At 35.6% G+C, this 17,854-nt stretch carries 19 protein-coding genes; 1 reads left to right on the forward strand and 18 read right to left on the reverse strand.

Annotation, left to right across the window (positions count from 1 at the left end; translation table 11 throughout):
* Positions 1–2 precede the first annotated feature (2 nt).
* Genes E7276_RS00825 through E7276_RS00870 form a run of 10 tightly spaced genes read right to left on the reverse strand, consistent with a single transcriptional unit; the run spans position 3 to position 6,130 of the window.
* On the reverse strand, positions 3–704 hold the full coding sequence (locus E7276_RS00825) for an ATPase (protein ID WP_294212504.1): 702 nt from the start codon (positions 702–704) through the stop codon (positions 3–5).
* A gap of 4 nt (positions 705–708) precedes the next feature.
* The gene (gene coaD / locus E7276_RS00830) at positions 709–1,197 is read right to left on the reverse strand and encodes a pantetheine-phosphate adenylyltransferase (protein ID WP_294212507.1); all 489 of its coding nucleotides are present in this window, start codon (positions 1,195–1,197) and stop codon (positions 709–711) included.
* A 1-nt stretch (position 1,198) separates the two neighbouring features.
* A complete protein-coding gene (gene rsmD, locus E7276_RS00835; protein ID WP_294212510.1) occupies positions 1,199–1,750 on the reverse strand; it encodes a 16S rRNA (guanine(966)-N(2))-methyltransferase RsmD in 552 nt (183 codons plus the stop codon).
* A 3-nt stretch (positions 1,751–1,753) separates the two neighbouring features.
* Positions 1,754–2,233 (reverse strand): CinA family protein, encoded by a 480-nt coding sequence (locus E7276_RS00840; RefSeq protein ID WP_330598886.1) that lies wholly within the window; start codon positions 2,231–2,233, stop codon positions 1,754–1,756.
* Positions 2,233–2,784 carry a CDP-diacylglycerol--glycerol-3-phosphate 3-phosphatidyltransferase gene (gene pgsA, locus E7276_RS00845; RefSeq protein WP_294212513.1) on the reverse strand — a complete coding sequence of 184 codons (552 nt, stop codon included), beginning with the start codon at positions 2,782–2,784 and terminating at the stop codon, positions 2,233–2,235. Before pgsA ends, E7276_RS00840 begins: the two co-directional genes overlap by 1 nt.
* Complete coding sequence (gene rimO, locus E7276_RS00850; protein ID WP_294212516.1) at positions 2,781–4,109, reverse strand: 30S ribosomal protein S12 methylthiotransferase RimO; 1,329 nt, start codon at positions 4,107–4,109, stop codon at positions 2,781–2,783. Before rimO ends, pgsA begins: the two co-directional genes overlap by 4 nt.
* Before the next feature lie 3 nt (positions 4,110–4,112).
* Complete coding sequence (gene rpoZ / locus E7276_RS00855; RefSeq protein WP_294212519.1) at positions 4,113–4,355, reverse strand: DNA-directed RNA polymerase subunit omega; 243 nt, start codon at positions 4,353–4,355, stop codon at positions 4,113–4,115.
* Between the two features lie 2 nt (positions 4,356–4,357).
* Positions 4,358–4,993, reverse strand: a complete 636-nt coding sequence (gene gmk / locus E7276_RS00860; RefSeq protein ID WP_294212853.1) for a guanylate kinase — start codon at positions 4,991–4,993, stop codon at positions 4,358–4,360.
* Positions 4,986–5,249, reverse strand: coding sequence for an extracellular matrix/biofilm biosynthesis regulator RemA family protein (locus tag E7276_RS00865; RefSeq protein ID WP_294212520.1), 264 nt, complete (start codon positions 5,247–5,249; stop codon positions 4,986–4,988). Before E7276_RS00865 ends, gmk begins: the two co-directional genes overlap by 8 nt.
* A gap of 2 nt (positions 5,250–5,251) precedes the next feature.
* Positions 5,252–6,130, reverse strand: a complete 879-nt coding sequence (locus E7276_RS00870; RefSeq protein ID WP_294212523.1) for a YicC/YloC family endoribonuclease — start codon at positions 6,128–6,130, stop codon at positions 5,252–5,254.
* Between the two features lie 118 nt (positions 6,131–6,248).
* Between E7276_RS00870 and E7276_RS00875 the strand changes: the two genes are divergently transcribed.
* Positions 6,249–8,000 (forward strand): Rqc2 family fibronectin-binding protein, encoded by a 1,752-nt coding sequence (locus E7276_RS00875; RefSeq protein WP_294212526.1) that lies wholly within the window; start codon positions 6,249–6,251, stop codon positions 7,998–8,000.
* Here E7276_RS00875 and recG read toward each other — a convergent pair.
* From recG to E7276_RS00915, 8 genes are all read right to left on the reverse strand, one after another.
* The gene (gene recG, locus E7276_RS00880; RefSeq protein ID WP_294212527.1) at positions 7,968–10,016 is read right to left on the reverse strand and encodes an ATP-dependent DNA helicase RecG; all 2,049 of its coding nucleotides are present in this window, start codon (positions 10,014–10,016) and stop codon (positions 7,968–7,970) included. The two genes, E7276_RS00875 and recG, sit on opposite strands and share 33 nt — an antisense overlap.
* Positions 10,017–10,104: 88 nt before the next feature.
* Complete coding sequence (locus E7276_RS00885; protein WP_294212530.1) at positions 10,105–11,622, reverse strand: DAK2 domain-containing protein; 1,518 nt, start codon at positions 11,620–11,622, stop codon at positions 10,105–10,107.
* 14 nt (positions 11,623–11,636) lie between these two features.
* Positions 11,637–11,996, reverse strand: coding sequence for an Asp23/Gls24 family envelope stress response protein (locus E7276_RS00890; RefSeq protein WP_294212532.1), 360 nt, complete (start codon positions 11,994–11,996; stop codon positions 11,637–11,639).
* Positions 11,997–12,104: 108 nt separating this feature from the next.
* Positions 12,105–12,290, reverse strand: a complete 186-nt coding sequence (gene rpmB / locus E7276_RS00895; RefSeq protein WP_015549663.1) for a 50S ribosomal protein L28 — start codon at positions 12,288–12,290, stop codon at positions 12,105–12,107.
* A 105-nt stretch (positions 12,291–12,395) separates the two neighbouring features.
* Positions 12,396–13,823 (reverse strand): peptidoglycan D,D-transpeptidase FtsI family protein, encoded by a 1,428-nt coding sequence (locus tag E7276_RS00900; RefSeq protein WP_294212535.1) that lies wholly within the window; start codon positions 13,821–13,823, stop codon positions 12,396–12,398.
* On the reverse strand, positions 13,813–15,156 hold the full coding sequence (locus E7276_RS00905) for an FtsW/RodA/SpoVE family cell cycle protein (RefSeq protein WP_294212538.1): 1,344 nt from the start codon (positions 15,154–15,156) through the stop codon (positions 13,813–13,815). The genes E7276_RS00900 and E7276_RS00905 overlap by 11 nt, the downstream gene beginning before the upstream one ends.
* Positions 15,157–15,158: 2 nt before the next feature.
* Positions 15,159–17,270: a peptidase U32 family protein gene (locus E7276_RS00910; protein ID WP_294212539.1), complete on the reverse strand. Its 2,112-nt coding sequence runs from the start codon at positions 17,268–17,270 to the stop codon at positions 15,159–15,161.
* Positions 17,271–17,317: 47 nt separating this feature from the next.
* Positions 17,318–17,743, reverse strand: a complete 426-nt coding sequence (locus E7276_RS00915) for a cell division protein ZapA (protein WP_294212541.1) — start codon at positions 17,741–17,743, stop codon at positions 17,318–17,320.
* Between the last annotated feature and the right edge of the window lie 111 nt (positions 17,744–17,854).

Genomic DNA, 17,854 nt, shown 5'->3' on the forward strand with positions numbered 1-17,854 from the left:
CTTTATTCCTTGTTAAAAAACTGCTCTGGAATATCAAGAGCTGGAATATCATCCTCTTCTTTTGATGCTGCAGCATGTGATTCATGTGCAACTTCATCATTTGTAATATCCCCTGTTGATTCAAGGTTAGCAGCTGGATCATCATCACCATCGTTTAATGAATCAGGAACCAATGATGCTCTGTTTGCATCAACAGTATCTAAATAAACCTGCATAGTGCTCAAGAACTGGTCAGTACGTGTTCTTGTAGTTTCGATAGAATTAGCCAAAATAGTTTGAATATTAGCAAGTAATTCATCCGTATATGCGATAGCTCCCATACGAATATTATTAGCATCTTCTGTTGCTCTATCAATTGTCTCTTGAGCGTTCTTTTGAGCAATAAGAATAACCTCATTTGCCTGAGCATATGCCTGTTGCATAATCTGATGCTGAGAAACAAGTTCATTAGTCTTTATCTCAGCCTGACTAACAATTTCATCGGCCTTAGCTTTTGCATCAGCAAGAATCTGCTCACGATTAGCAATCATTCTTTGATATTTTCTAATCTCGTCAGGTGTTTTTGTTCTAAGTTCTTGTAATAATGACTCTAACTCATCCTTATTAACAACAATTTTACTAGTTGAAAAAGCAGATGGTTTACAATCATCAATATAGGCTTCAATCTCGTCAATAATATCTTCTATTTTGCTTGCACTTGCCATAACATTAATTCTCCTTGTCTTTAAATTTCGCTTCTATGAGAGGTATGATCTGTTTAGGAACAAACAAACTGATATCTCCTCCATATGACGCAAATTCCTTTGCGACGGTAGAACTCAAATAAGAATACTTTAAAGATGTGGTCATAAACAATGTTTCAAGTTCTGGGTACTGAACTTTATTTGACTGAGCTAATTGAATTTCATTTTCAAAATCAGTAACAGCTCTTAATCCCCTAATTATTACTTGAGCATCTTGTTTTTTTGCAAAATCAACTAACAATCCTTCAAAGCTTTCAACCTTGACATTATCTAAATTTTCAGTCAATTCCTTTATCATACTAACACGTTCATCAATGGAAAACAACGGATTTTTTTGTTTGTTGTTTAGAACTCCAATGATTAATTCGTCACATAATTTACTTGCTCTATTTATAATATCCAAATGCCCATAAGTAATGGGATCAAAACTGCCTGGATAAATTGCTCTTTTCATTTTACGCCTTCTTCAAAAATATATGCTTATTTGTTTTGTAAAGCTTTTCTTTAGTAATAGAATATCCATATGACTCAACATAATCAAAATCAGTTTCTAAAGAAGCTTCAACAATTATTAATGTCTCATCAGATATAAAAGGTGAGTTAGCTAAGGATTTCAGCACATCCTTTTCGATTAATTTGTTATATGGTGGGTCCATAAAAACAATATCGAAAACGCTGTGATTTTTAAGCATATTTAAAGCAGAAAAAACATCAGTTTTTAATAATAAACTATCGTCATCAAACTTTGCCTTATTAAGATTTTTCTCAATACAAGCAATTGCTCGTTTATCCTTTTCTACGAATACAGCCTCTCTTGCTCCGCGACTCAATGCTTCTATTCCCATTTGGCCACTACCGGCAAATAAGTCTAGAAAATAAGAATCATAAACATATGGCGCAATCATATTGAATAATGTTTCTTTTATTCTATCTGATGTAGGTCTTGTATCCATTCCATCAGGCGTTTCTAAGAGCATTCCTCTTTTGTTACCTGAAATAATCCTCAAATTTTATTCCTCTATTTCTTGTAAGCAATCAGCCAATAATTCAATGGCTCGATTTGCAGCCAAATTTCTGATTTGTGTCCTGTCACCATGCAAATGTAGCTCTAAAACCTTACATTTATTGTCTCCATATGCACAAGCCACATAAACAAGTCCAACTGGTTTTGAAGGAGAACCTCCTCCTGGGCCAGCTATACCTGTAGAAGAAACACCGAAATTAGAGCTTGCTCTTTTTCTAACTCCCATTGCCATTTCTGTAGCTGTCTGTGAGCTAACAGCTCCGTAGGCCGAAAGTGTAGAATCCTTAACGCCAAGATTCTTCATTTTTGCTTCATTGGAATATGTAACATAGCCTTCATTAAAGCAATACGAAGCACCTGGTACGTCAACAATATTACTGGCAATTAAACCGCCAGTGCATGATTCTGCAGTGGCAACTGTTAGGTTAAGCTCTGTGAGTCTTTCTACAAGCATAGAGATATCCATTAATTCTGCTCCTTAAGGACATCAATATTCTGGCAAATATAAATTACAAGTGAAATAATTGTCATTAAAAGTGCAACCCATTTAAAGATTTCACCGATAACAACAAGCCATGTTGCCTGAATGTTTGCAACAAGGATGATAATCATAATCATCTGTGTAACTGTTTTAATCTTGCCAAACATATTTGCTGCAATAACTATTCCATTTTCAGCAGCAATAAGTCTGAATCCTGAAATAATAAACTCTCTAGCAATAATAATAATTACAAACCATGAAAATAATTGCTTTGTTTCAATTAAGCAAATCATTGCAGAACAAACCAAAAGCTTGTCAGCTAATGGGTCCATAAATTTTCCAAAGTTTGTAACAAGGTGATACTTGCGCGCGATTTTTCCGTCTAACATGTCTGTAAGAGAGGCAACTACAAATATAACATCTGCAATAATTCTTAATGCCATATTGTCATCAAGCGCATGTCCCAATAATAAGAAAAAAACAAAAAATGGAATTAAAACTACTCTGATAAGTGTTAACTTGTTTGGTAAATTCATAGCTTTACATCTCCTATCAAATCATATTCATCAAAGCCAGTAACTGTAACATCAACATATTGACCGCTACTGAGCTCAATGTCACTGTTAACGAAAATAAATCCATCTACTGATGGTGTATCTCTATAGGTTCTACCTATAAATACTCCGTCCTCTGGCAGCTTACCTTCGATAAAAACTGGAAGTGTGCGTCCAACGTAACCCTGGTTATTTGATAAACATATATCTTTCTGGCAAAGCATAACTTCGTCTTGCCATTTTTGTTTAAGTTCATCATCAACCTGATTATCCCATTTAGCAGCAACAGTTCCGTCCTCCTTTGAGTAAGCAAATGCACCAAGTCTATCAAATTTCATAGTTCTAATGAACTCCAAAAGCTCCTCGTGCATTTCCTGAGTTTCACCTGGGAATCCACATATTAATGTGGTTCTAAGCGAAATATCAGGCATAGCCTTTCTCAAACGAGCTGCAATATTCATAATATCAGCTTTATTTGTCTTTCTGCCCATCTTTGCAAGAATATCATCATTGCAATGTTGAATAGGCATATCAATGTAATGACAAATCTTTGGCTCAGAAGCCATACACTGAATTAATTCGTCTGTTATTTCTTCTGGATATGCATAAAGAATTCGAATCCATTCTATACCTTCAATCAAGCATAGCTTGTGAAGTAACTCTGGAAGTGATTTTTTTCCATAAATATCAATTCCGTAAACAGTTGTTTCTTGAGCAACTACTATAAGCTCCTTAACTCCATCTGCAGCTAATTGCTTTGCTTCCTCAAGAATCTGCTCCATTGGATATGAACGATAATTGCCTCGAATGTATGGAATAATACAATAAGTACATCTTTTATTACATCCTTCGGCAATTTTTAAATATGCATAGTGTCCACCAGTTGTAAGAACTCGTCGGCCATCTTTTGGCAATCCAACTAAGTCCTTTTTAATAACTGGTTTCTCTCCATTTTTTTCTAGGACTATATTAATAGCATTTAATAATTCATCATATGAATTAGTTCCTATGATAGCGTCAACCTCAGGTAAATCCTTAAGAATATCTTCGGTAAAGCGTTGAGCCAAGCACCCAGTAACAATAAGTCCCTTTAGGTTGCCTGTCTCTTTGTAAGAGCCTAAATCAATGATATTTTGAATACTTTCTTCCATGGCATCAGCTATGAAAGAACATGTATTTACTACAATAATGTCTGCTTCAGATTCATCGTCGCAAATGGTAAAACCATTATCCATTAAATCACCAAGCATATGCTCAGAATCAACGAGATTCTTATCGCAGCCAAGAGAAACAAATAAAACCTTCATCGATTAATTGTTTACATCCTCATTTAAAATTTTGATAGCACCGTCATTTAACTCATTTACGGCAATTGAAAGTGGCTTATCACCCTTCTTGTAGTTGATAAGTGGCTCAGCTCCATCAATAATCTGGCGAGCACGCTTAGCTGTAGCAGCAACGATTGTATAACGTGAGTTTACAACTGGCTCCTCTCCAACCTCTACATTTTCATTTACTTTTTCCATTAATTCTACATAAGATGGATGTATCATAATTAATTACTCCTTTCAAATATCTTTAATTGTTCTTTCATTTCACTGATTGTCATTGTGTTTCTTGACACCTTGAAATGTTCAGCTTGAATTATATTATGAACCTGATCTACAGCTTTCTCTAATGAATCATTGATAATCAGGTAATCATAGTTATCCATTATGTCTGCTTCCTTGTTAGAAATCGCAAGTCTCTGAGCAATAACCTCAGGAGTCTCTGTACCTCTTCCTACAAGTCTATTTTTTAATTCCGCAGCAGAAGGCGGCATTGTAAATAATAATAAAGCATCTGGGTACATCTTTTTAACTTGAAGTGCACCATGTGTGTCTATCTCGAGAATGACATCCTTACGTCTGTCAATAAGCTGCTCAACATATGCTCTAGGTGTTCCATAGGAATTACCATTGAATGTGGCATACTCCAAAAGCTCATCATTTTTAATCATTTCTTCGAATTCTTCTTTTGTTTTAAAGAAGTATTCTCTTCCTTCTTTTTCTCCCGCACGCATTGCCCTAGTGGTGGCCGAAATAGATAGATTGTAATCTGTTGGATGTGCCTCAAGCAAATGTTTCATAATTGTACCTTTGCCTGCACCCGAAAAGCCAGATAATACAACCACAAGGCCTTTATCATGCATCATACTCTAAATCCTCCTTGGTAGAATTATCGCTAATTCTAGTAGCTATTGTATCAGGCATAAGAGCTGATAAAACAACATAATCATCACAGATAATAACTGCTCTAGTTCTTCTGCCTTGAGTTGCATCTATGATGTTTCCTTTTTCTTTGGCTCCTGCAACAATTCTTTTAGCAGGGGCAGAATCTGAAGTAATCATAGAGACAATTTTTTTGCTATTTATAATGTTTCCAAAACCTATGTTAATAAAAGCCATAATTATTCGATATTTTGAATCTGTTCTCTAACCTTTTCAATAAGTGTCTTGAGAGTAATACCAATATCTGCGATTTCAACATCGGTAGACTTTGAAAGAATTGTATTTGCCTCTCTATTAAGTTCCTGTGCCAAGAAATCAAGTTTGCGTCCTACTTCTTTGTCTAAATCAAAGACGCCTCTAGTCTCAGAAACATGGCTTTTAAGTCGTACCATTTCCTCATCAATGCAGACCTTGTCAGCATAGATAACAACTTCTTGAGCCAAACGTGCCTCATCAATATTAGTATCCTCTAAAAGCTCTGCAACCTTTGCTTTGAGCTTTTGTCTGTATTCTTCGATGATTTGAGGACTACGCTTTTCTAATTTATCAACCAGAACAAGCATTTCATCCATTTTAGCAATCAAGTCGGCCTCAAGACGGTTTCCTTCGGCAATACGAGACTCTACAAACTGGTTAATACATAAATCAAGTGCTCTAAGAACAAGCTCCTTGAGTCCTTCTTCATCAGCATCCATTTCCTCTAATTCGATTACGTCAGGTAATCTAGAAATATTGCTAGCCTTCATGTCGTTATCTATTCCAAGCTTCTCAGCCATAGCAGAAATAGAATCCAAGTATTTTTGCGCAATGGCGTCATTAATAGACACCTGATAGCAAGCATCAGAATGCTCATTTAACGTAATGTATACGTCTACTTTTCCTCTAAAAATACTTTCGCTGATTTTGTTTCGAACCTGACTCTCTAAAAAGTTGAGCTTCTTAGGAAGTTTGATATTCAAATCTAGATATCTGTGATTAACAGACTTCATTTCGATAGTGACACGTGCGTCTGCATTTTCGGCAAATCCTTTGCCGTATCCTGTCATACTACGGACCATGTAAGTATCCTCTTTCCCTATGTAAGTCGCATACTATTCCACATTTACATAGTTGTATTTAATTATAATTAAAGATACAATAATAGTCAATTATAGATTGAAAGGACAAAGTGAAATAATGGCATTAGATGGCTATACAATAAGCTTCCTTGTTCATGAATTTAAAGCAAATCTTTTGAACGGAAAAATAAATAAAATTTCGCAGCCCGAACGCGAGGAGTTATTGATTACAATAAATACAGCTAGTGGAAATAAAAGGCTTTTAATTTCTGCTAACGCTTCTCTTCCATTCATGTATATTACAGATACAAATAAAACTGCTCCTGCTGTTGCTCCGGGCTTTTGCATGCTCCTTCGCAAGCATATTGGCGCGGGCAGAATAATTGAAATTTCCCAAATGGGAATGGAACGTGTTGTTCGTTTCAAAATACAGCATCTTAATGAGATGGGTGACATTACCTATAAATACCTATACATAGAGATAATGGGCAAGCACTCCAACATCATTTTCTGCAACGAAGACAATATGATTTTGGATGCGATCAAACACATTCCAGCATCAGTTAGTTCAGTAAGAGAGGTTTTGCCTGGCAGAGATTATTTTATTCCTGCACAAGAAGGTAAAGTAAATCCCTTCAATGTTTCTGAAGAATATTTCTTAAATACAGTTCTAAAGCGAAGTGAATCAGTATTTAAAGCAATCATGTCTTCTTTTATCGGCATAAGCCCTACTATTGCTAACGAAATTTGCTATAGGAGCAAAATCGATTCAGATTCTAGCTGTGCCTCTTTATTTGATGAGCACAAAAAGGCTCTTTATAACTCATTCAAGGAATTAATAGATTATTCAATTAACGATGAGCATAATTATTCAATCTACATTGATCCTATTAAAGGAAACCCTGTAGAATACGCTCCAATTCAACTTGATATGTATTCAGACATGGAATGTAAAAATTACGAAACAATGTCTCAGGTCTTATCAGAATTTTATGCAAAACGAAATGCATATACCAATATTCGTCAAAAATCTACTGATTTGAGAAAGATAATTTCAAATCACATTGAGCGTGCATCAAAAAAATTAGATTTACAAGAAAAGCAATTAAAGGATACGCAAAAGAGAGAAAAATACAAAATATACGGCGAGCTGCTTCATACATATGGCTACGAAGCAAAACCAAAGGATAAATCTATTACAGTAATTAATTATTACACCAATGAAGAGTTGACCATTCCTCTTGATCCAGATTTATCTGCCTCAGAAAATGCAAAAAAATATTTTGACAAGTATGCAAAATTAAAACGTACCGCCGAAGCATTAGACACTTACATAAAACAATCCAGAGATGAATTAGAACTTCTGAAATCTATCGAGGTTTCGTTAAATATTGCAGAAACCGAAATAGATCTAGCTGATATCAGACGAGAGCTTTCTGATCATGGATTTATAAAGAAGCATACAAACGGCAAAAAAGAAAAATCTAAAAAAAGTAAGCCACTACATTTTGTTGATGATAACGGTTTTCATATATATGTTGGCAAAAACAATTACCAAAACGATGAGCTTACTTTCAAATTTGCCACCGGAAACGATTGGTGGTTCCATACCAAAAAGATACACGGCAGTCACGTAATCGTTAAAACTGAAGGCAAAGAATTGCCAGATAGTAGCTATGAATACGCCGCAGAACTCGCTGCGTACTATTCTTCCGGAAGAGATACTGACAAAGTTGAAATCGATTATCTCCAAAAGAAGAACGTAAAAAAGCCCGCTAACTCAGTAGCAGGCTTTGTAGTTTATTATACTAACTATTCAATGGTTGTAACCCCAACCTTACAGCACGTAAAACTGATTAGCCAGGAATAAATTTAAGGTAGACCTAAGTTCTAGATGATTATCTAAGCTTGGGTCTTCTTTTATAATTTCGTCTACATCCGAAGAAGCAAGCTCAAGTTCATCAGCATCTTGATAAATATCAGCTATTTTAAAGCTAAATTCACCACTTTGTCTTACGCCAAACATATCACCTGGACCTCTTAATTTCAAATCTTCTCTAGCAATCAAAAATCCATCATTAGATTTCAGCATAATATTAAGTCTTTCAGATTCATGATTATCATTACTAGAGTTCATGAGAATGCAATAACTCTGGGCATCTCCTCGCCCTACTCTGCCTCGCAGCTGATGAAGAGCCGCTAGACCAAATCGATTGGCATTTTCAATCATCATAACTGTAGCATTAGGTACATTTACTCCAACCTCTACAACAGTTGTAGAAACCAAGATTTGAGTTTCGCCCTTTGCAAATTCCGCCATAACCTGATTCTTTTCTGTCGGCTTCATTTTTCCGTGCAAAACGCCAATTGAATATTTCTCTTTAAAGACCTCTTTAATTTTCTTACTGTAATCTATAACATTTTGAGCCTCAGTTGTTTCAGAGGCCTCAACCAAAGGACAAATAATGTAAACCTGATGCCCCTTTTCTATCTCATCAGAAACAAATTTGTAGGCTGTTTTGCGCATGCTTTCTTTTATAACACAGGTTTTAATAGGCAATCTATTTGCTGGAAGCTCTTTGATTGCCGAAACATGCATATTTCCGTAAAGAATCATCGCAAGAGTTCTCGGAATAGGCGTAGCAGACATAACAATTATATGAGGATGATTTCCCTTTGAAGAAAGCTTATCACGCTGCTGAACTCCAAATCGATGCTGCTCATCAGTAATTACAAGAGCAAGATTCCCAAATTCACGTCCTTCTGATATCAATGCATGGGTTCCTATAATCAAACACTTTTCATTTTCGTCAACAAGCTTCTGCATGGCTTTCTTTTCGGAAGCCTTCATCGAGCCAGTAAATAATGCAACTGGGATATCAAATTCCGAATCATCGATCCAGTTTTTAAAGCTTTCGTAATGTTGTTTGGCCAGTACTTCAGTAGGTGCCATAATAGCAGCCTGATATCCAGATAAAGCAACATCTAGCATAGCTAAAAAAGCTACTATAGTTTTTCCTGAGCCTACATCACCTTGAATTAATCTTTGAGAAATATAATCGCCTGTTAAGTCATCAATAATATCACTCAAAACCTTATTCTGATCACCAGTCAATTTAAACGCCAATTTTTCTTTGAATAAATCAGTTTCTGGATGATGAGTGATTGAAAATGTATTTTCAAAGGATACACCTTTGTTTTCTTGCAAACGAGAATTCAATATAAAAAAGAACATTTCCTCATATGCAAGACGCCTTCTAGCTTTAACAAGTGAATCAAAATCACTAGGAAAATGATAAGTATACACTGCTTTAGAATAACTCATAAAATTATTCTTTGCTTCTATTTCAGCAGGAAGCCTATTATCATTTAAGCTACAATGTTCAAAGGCTGTTTTGACAGATTTTAAAACCGTATTATTGCTAAGCCCTTTTGTCAAATGGTAAATAGGCTGGATTTCTTTTCTTAATTCCTCGTACTTTTGTGTGTCAAATATTTGTGGTTGAGAAATCTTATATCTACCATTATCAAAAATCAATCTGCCATAGAAAATATATATTTTCCCAGGTTCCATGGAACTTTTAAGATAATTGGAGTTAAACCACACTAAGTCTACAGGAATATTCTCACAAAAGGCTGTAGCCGAAAGCACATCGATTCGACTTTTCGACCTAAATGCCTTTGGGGAAGTTTTTATCCTTCCATTTATACTCACTAGCGAATTAACCAAATCTTTATTAGGCAATTGAGGCTTAGGATAAACTAAATAGGTGCGCGGAAAAAAAAGGAGTATATCCTCAATGGTATATACTCCTAACTTATTCAATAATTTAGTTGTCTTTTCTCCAACGCCCTTTATAGTGTCAATTGGTGACAACAATTCCATTTAATGTGCCTTGCCGCAGGCATGGTGCCAATCTATGACTTGCCTGCAATGTCATAGATTCAATTTTAAAAGATTACTTTTAAAATTGTTACTCCACAGAAACAATATAGGCATAAACAGCCTGACCACCCTCAGAAATCTCAACTTCTAAGTCTGGATATTTCTCCTGGATAGCATTACCAAGAGCCTCTGCCTGTGCCTGATCACTACCCTCGCCCCAATAAATTGAGACAACAGAAGAATCTTCAGATACCATCTGATCAATCATTTCTTTAAACGCAACATTAATATCTGCATTTACAGAAAGAAGTCCAGAATCACCCATACCCATCCAGTCGTTGTTTTTGATTTCCTTATTGTCAATCATTGTATCACGGACTGCATAAGTAACTTGTCCTGTTTTAACATTAGCAATCTCTTCGCACATTGCTGCTTCGTTATCTTCAACGCTAGCATCAGCCGCAAATGAAATAAGAGCTGTAATTCCCTGAGGAATAGTCTTTGTAGGAATAACTACGATTTTCTTATCCTCACAAATTGCAGCTGCCTGATTAGCAGCAAGAATAATGTTTTTGTTGTTTGGAAGAACAAAAACAGTCTTTGCGTTAACCTTTGCTACAGCGCTAAGAATATCGTCTGTACTAGGATTCATAGTCTGTCCACCAGGAATCATATAATCGCAGCCAAGCTCTGTAAAGATATTTGTAAGCCCCTCACCAGTAGCGATAGAAACGAATCCCATCTCTTTAGCTGGCTCAGTGAAAGCTGGCTTTGACTCTGATTCAAGTGCTGGTGCATCAGCTCCATCCTCAGTAATAGTAATGTCAGAAATCTCGCCTACACCAATTTTTTCAAGCTTTGCCTTGATTTCTTTAAGCTGATATGAAGCAAGTGGTGCATCTGACTCAACAATAAATTCAACTGTATATTTAGATTTTGATGGCTTTGAAACAGTGATTTCAGCTGCTTCAAGAGTATAATCAACTTCCTTGCCAATAAGAGCATCATAAGCGCCCTGAAGTACACATACAAGTCCCTGTCCGCCTGAGTCAACAACACCTGCCTGCTTTAATACAGGAAGCATATCTGGAGTCTTAGCAAGAACTGCCTCAGCCTCAGCAATAACTGCCTCAGCAAACTCTACAATATCAGTTGTCTTTCCCTTCATAGAAGCTGCCTTGTCAGCTGCGCCCTTTGCAACAGTAAGAATTGTACCTTCCTTTGGCTGCATTACAGCTTTGTATGCTGTCTGTGTAGCTTTCTCAAAAGCCTCACAAAGGATATCTACTGTAACCTCATCATAGTTTCCCATGACCTTTGTAAGTCCACGGAAAAGCTGAGAAAGAATAACACCAGAGTTACCTCTAGCTCCTCTTAAAGAGCCGGAAGAAATAGCCTTAGCTAATGTCTTCATGTCAGGATTATTAAGCTCTGCAACTGCATTAGCTGCAGACATAATAGTCATTGTCATATTTGTACCCGTGTCTCCATCAGGAACAGGGAATACATTCAACTCATTAATCCATTCTTTTTTAGCCTCGAGATTCTTTGCTCCCGAAAGAAACATCTTTGCTAACAAAGACGCATCAATAGTTTGGATCTCCACTATAAATTGCCTCCTTAGTCTATAACTCTTACGCCTTCAACGTAAATGTTGATGGTATCTACAGTTAAACCTGTAAATGAAGATACCTTGAACTTAACTGTTTCAATGAGATTCTCTGCCACAGCCTCGATGCTAACACCATATGAAACAATAACATGAAAATCAATAGAAATAGAATTATCTTCAGAGATATTTACACTAATTCCATGATTCAAATAATCTTTTTTAAGTAGCTTAACCAAGCCGTCCTTCATATTAACAGCTGCCATACCAACAATGCCGAAGCATTCAACAGCAACCGAACCAGCATAGGTCGCAATTACATCTGTGTCTATAACTATCTTACCAAGCTCTGTTTCCATTTGACCTTGCATAAAACTTAACCTCCAAATTCGCATATTTTGTCATGATATGAGAATTATACACTAATCATGGTAAAAATAAAAGCCACCCTTTCGAGTGACTTTCAATATCGTGTAAGATTAAGCACGCTCAACCTTGCCAGAACGTAAACAAGAAGTACATACATATAACTTCTTAGGTGTTCCATTCACATTACACTTAACGGACTTCACATTAGACTTCCACATATGATTGGATCTTCTATGAGAATGGCTCACATTGTTACCGAAATGAGCGCCTTTTCCACAAACTGCACATTTTGCCATGATTGCACCTCCTTGTAAATTATTTCAAAAAACCAAGTGTGCGATTTTTCGCAACAAATGGATTATAGCAAAGCAAATTAGAAATTGCAATGACTTTTTATAGAATTATTCAAAATAAGCCTCAAAAACTTTGGAAGCAAGAGGTGCTGCATATTTGCTACCATATCCTGCACTCTCCATAATTACAGCAACAGCCAGCTTTTTGCCATTATCTCCCACTGCATAACCAACAAACCAAGAATGAGTAACACTTTTATTTTCGGAATATTCTGCCGTTCCAGTTTTGCCGTAAACAGTTAAATCTCCAAAATCCACTTTCTCAGCAGTTCCTTCTTCTACAACAGCTGCCATGTAGCTTTGTAGCAGTTCTGCTTCTTCTGAAGAAATCAATTGACCGTATTCAACAGGCTCTGTCTTACTGACCTCTGTTCCATCAGTACTAACTATTTTGTCCGCCATATATGGTTCCATAAGTACACCATCATTAGCAATGGCAGAAACAAGCATACACATATGTAGTGGTGAAACCGTTGTATCCCCTTGTCCTATGGCAGTTTGAGCCACTATAGTATCAGAGGTACTACTATCTATTTTAAAGCTGGACTTTTTAGTAGATTCAAGCATTGTAGGTAATGTTTCATTAAACAAAAGCTCCTCTGCTGTATCTACAAATTCTTGCCTGTCTAGATTAATTCCTATATATGCATATGCACTGTTACAAGAATTAGAAAAAGCTTTTAATAAGTCTTCTGTGCCATGGGATTTATTTCCACTACAGTGAATTTTATAATCATCAACGTTAATAGAGCCTGAGCATTTATAATTAAACTCAGAATCGCCGTCATTGGCCCTTAGATAAGCAATAGTTGTGACAATTTTAAATGTAGAGCCAGGCGGATATGTTCCTTGTATAGCTCTATTTACCAAGGATGATTTGTTATTGGTAGAATCGGTTATGTCATCCCAATACTCAGCAATAGTATTAGGATCATAATCTGGTTTTGATACCATAGCAATTATTTTTCCTGTATCTGGTTCTATGGCAATAACAGCGCCATCATACATTCCAAGTCCATCAAAAGCTGCCAACTGGGTATTGTAATCAAAGGTTGTATATAAATTATCACCAGGATTTTTCACACCAGCCAGATTATTATCTATTTGATCAGAAAGCTCAATATTTGATTTCAGTAGGTCAAATGTATATTGTGCTTCTAGACCTGCCATACCTTTATTTACATATCCAACAGCATGACAAAAAAGCCTATCATCAGGATATACTCTGATTTCATTGCCCTCTTCGTCTGTTTTGGTTTCGGCAATAACAGTTCCATCCGATGTATAAATGCTACCTCGCTTTACATCTTCAGAAAAAACTGAAAATCTAGAATTATAAGCATTGTATATAAAGTCCTTGGAACCTTTATTTACATACATAACAAAGTATCCAATCATAGCTCCAAATACAATTACAAAGAAAGCTGCAACTATATATATTTCTTTTCTGATTATTTTCTTTTTATTACCTTGCATGTCTACCTCTATGATGTACTCGTTCCCTGTATAATTCATTTGATGTTAAAACAATCATAAGCGATACCGTAAGAGATACCAAAGAATTGGAACCATAACTAATAAAAGGAAGGGTTACGCCTGTAGAAGGAATAAATTTAGTCACTCCTCCAATGTTTAATATGGCTTGAACCGCAAAAATAATTGCTGTTCCACAATCTACGAGCATGTAGTAGCTATTAGTACATTTAAATGCCATATTAAAAAGCATTATAACCGTTGCACAAAAACACAGGATTAAGCACACCCCTACTAGGGCTCCCATTTCTTCTGAAATGGCTGCAAAAATAAAATCATTAGTTACAACAGGAATTTTATTTGGCATCCCTTTATTAAGCCCAGAGCCTAGCCATCCTCCTGTACCAATGGCAAATAAAGACTGTGATATTTGGTAGCCCTTATCGTCAATAACAGAAAGTGGATCTGACCATGCCAAAAATCTAGTTTGAATATGTGGGAATAAATTATACGCCAAAATGCCACCGATAAATGCAGCTCCAAGCTCAACAGATAAGACTATATAGTTTTTGTAAGCAATAAATACTACAAACACATAACATACTGCAAATATCAAGGCCATACCTAAATCTCTAGATAAAACCAAAAGAAGTACATGGATAGCTGTTCCAAGAGTGGCAATTAAAAGCCCTCTAAAATCCTTGTAGTTAGCTATACAAGCACTTATAAATAAAACAAATGTTATCTTTACAAATTCACTAGGCTGAAACCTGAGACTCCCTATTGCCAAAGATAGCTTTGCACCATTTTCAACCTGCCCCATAAAGGCTACTAAGGATAATAATAGGATTCCAATTATCGCAAAATAGAACACAAATCGTTCTATCATAACTATTTTTTTCACAAGAATTACTACAGCTACAGCAATTACAAGCGCAAAAATAAGTGACATAAACTGTTTAACTGCAAGACTAATTTTTAAACGCTCAAGGGTAACAATGCCCATGGCCACAAACAGAAAGCAATTATTAATTAGTCCCTTTGAAATAAAATGCTCTTCATTTGTAAATACATTAATAATTATCGAAAATACGATATAAAAGATTATAAGTCCTGCAAACAAAAACCAAACAGTAGCATCCTCCTTGGCCATATAAAGAACTATGGAAGCGTTAACCAAAAAGAGCACCAGCATTACAGCTTGAATGGTGGCTAAAACACTTGCAACTACTTCATTTAATTTATATTCAAACATTTGAAATAAATCTATTACGGCAAATACAACAATGAATACGAGTATTGTAATACGTGAAAAGGATGTAATAACATTTAGCAAAACTACTCAACTCCTCTTTTTAAGTGACCTTTAGTATAGTTTTCTTTTGACAAAAAGCTTCCATTTTCAATGAATACTCTTTCGTATTCATCAAGAACTGTCTTAACTTCCTTAGCATTTTCGACTGTAAAGTCTAATCGATATTCTAAAACGCCAAGATTATCTAATTCTTTTTTAACATCAAAAGCAAAATACTTCTTACTGTTATAAATTGTGTTATAGCAATATGTGCAATCACAGGCAACTGTAAGGTTTTCATTTTTTCGATCAACCAATGTAATAACATCATTTGCCTTACGGCAGCCAAGGGTATTTTTAACCGTACAATTAGCAGTTACCATCATTGGAATACGAGAATAAACAATCATCTGAGTATTGTAATTGTTTCGATGATTCATTTCCTTTAGTGATAACTCATATGGCATACAATTAAGTTTATATCCAAGCTTCTCGAAGCTGTTTATACTTCTGTTATTGAAGGTATAAATTCTATGATCAAGAATCATTTTATCCTTAGGGTAGCCTACAGACTCAAGGTATCCTAGCTGATCAAAGGAAGCAGCCAAAACGCCAGCGGCTCTAGAATCTATTTTTATATCAGGAATATATTCGCTTCTAAGCACCGTTGGAAGATAAACATATATCTGGCCCCTGAATTTATTATAGGCATCATCAAATAGCTGTTGTGGTACAGCAATTGCATCTACAAAACTATATTTTGAAACTGCATCAAGCTGTTCACCTGTTTTAACAGTGATAAAGCATCGGTTATTTGATGGAATATTTCCAGCAGCTTTTAACTCCTCAAAAGGTAATACTGTCTTTGGAAGCTCCTTTAATGAAACTAATTCTGATAATTTATCAATCGCATCTCTTCTTGCATTTTTAATAGTTGATAATGGAATAAAAATATTGTCATCATAATCAACATTAATGCTATTAAGAGCAAAAGGAGTGTTACCTAAACCAGATGCTGCCTTAACAATATCTTCTTTTGTTGTAGGCTTATTTTGAGCTATTTGAACCTCTCCAAGCACCGATGTAAATTCATTTCCATTTTCGTCTATAAATTTAATAGTAAACGGTTGTCCTATTAATGCTTTTATATGGCAATCTACAGGTCTTTTTCTCTCAGAAATATCTACCTGTACATCGCCAACCTTTGTATGAGAAGGTGCCTCGAAGGTAATCATCTCTGGTCCATTATGTTTATGTAAATATAAATCAGTAAAACCACTACGATTACCAAAATCTAAAAGCTTTTTAATGTCCTCTTCTGTAACTTTATATCCTCGTTCACCCTTGTACAAAAATTGATCTAAATAATGGCGATATACAGAAACAACACCAGTAGCATATTCTATTTGTTTCATTCTTCCTTCAATTTTAAAGGAATTAACACCAGCCTTTATCATATCTGGCAGATAATTAATGGTACAAAAATCCTTTGGACTAAGTATATATTGTCCCTTTTTATTTAATTTATTGCCATCTTTATCAAAGGCATCATAAGGCAAACGACATGGTTGTGCGCAACGTCCTCTATTTCCAGAACGCCCACCTAAAATAGATGACATCAAGCATTGACCTGAATAGCATACACATAGAGCTCCATGAATAAATGATTCAATTTCCAAATCAGGACACATCTGATGAATCTTTGAAATTTCATCAATCGAAATTTCTCTAGCAGTAACTATTCTTTTGGCCCCTAGCTCTTCAAAAAATCTTGCGCCATAGCCAGTACACAAGCTAGCCTGCGTACTAATGTGTGTATGAGTATCTGGAAAATATTCTCTGATGAAATTAAACACGCCAAAGTCTTGAACTATAAAAGCATCGATTCCAGCCTCTACATAAGACTTTAGATATGGATATAAATTCTTTTCTATTTCAGTATTTTTGAGAAGTGTATTAACTGTTAAATAAGCTCTAGCTCCATGAAGATGAGCATATTTAATAGCTTCCTGGGCCTCCTCTATAGTGAAATTTTTGGCATATGCTCTGGCGCCAAATAAATCTCCACCGAAATAGACTGCATCTGCTCCCGCGTTAACTACTGCTTTAAAAATTTGTAAATCACCAGCTGGCGATAATAATTCCAATTGATTCATATAATAATCCTTTATAAAAAAATTTAGAGCCCCAATCATGGGACTCTTTAATCATCTGATAACGAACCTAGAAGCGCGTCCTCTAAGGAAGCCTCAAGCTTAGTTTTGTTGAGAAGAAGCTCTTTATTCTCCCTCTCTAGCTTTGAAATTGTTTCTTCTAAAGTTTCTGTTTTTAACTGAGCTGAAATTAAATCATGCTTAAGATTGTAAATCTCTTTATCTCTAATCTCTAAATCTGACTCAAGGGATTCGACCTGTGTCTTTGCTTTGAAATAGTCGTCTGCAATATTCAGCTCAAGCAGTGTGGCCTTTAGGTCAGCTGAAATACGCTTGTAATCATCAATTGAATTAAACTCATCAAGTTTTGAATTGATGTAATTAGCTATCTTCTGAAGGTATTCTTCAGACTCGTAGCCACTTAACGTATATACTTTTCCGCCTATAAGCACCTTTGCGCTCTTTTCGGAAACCATAACGCATCCTCCCGTCAGAAATTCAAATATAATTATATATATATTTAGCCTTAAAAACAAGACTTAGAGTGAGTATAATCCCACAATTTATATATCTTTTTGATTTTCAAA

It is taken from the genome of Pseudobutyrivibrio sp. (assembly GCF_015057185.1).
Taxonomy (GTDB): Bacteria; Bacillota; Clostridia; order Lachnospirales; family Lachnospiraceae; genus Pseudobutyrivibrio.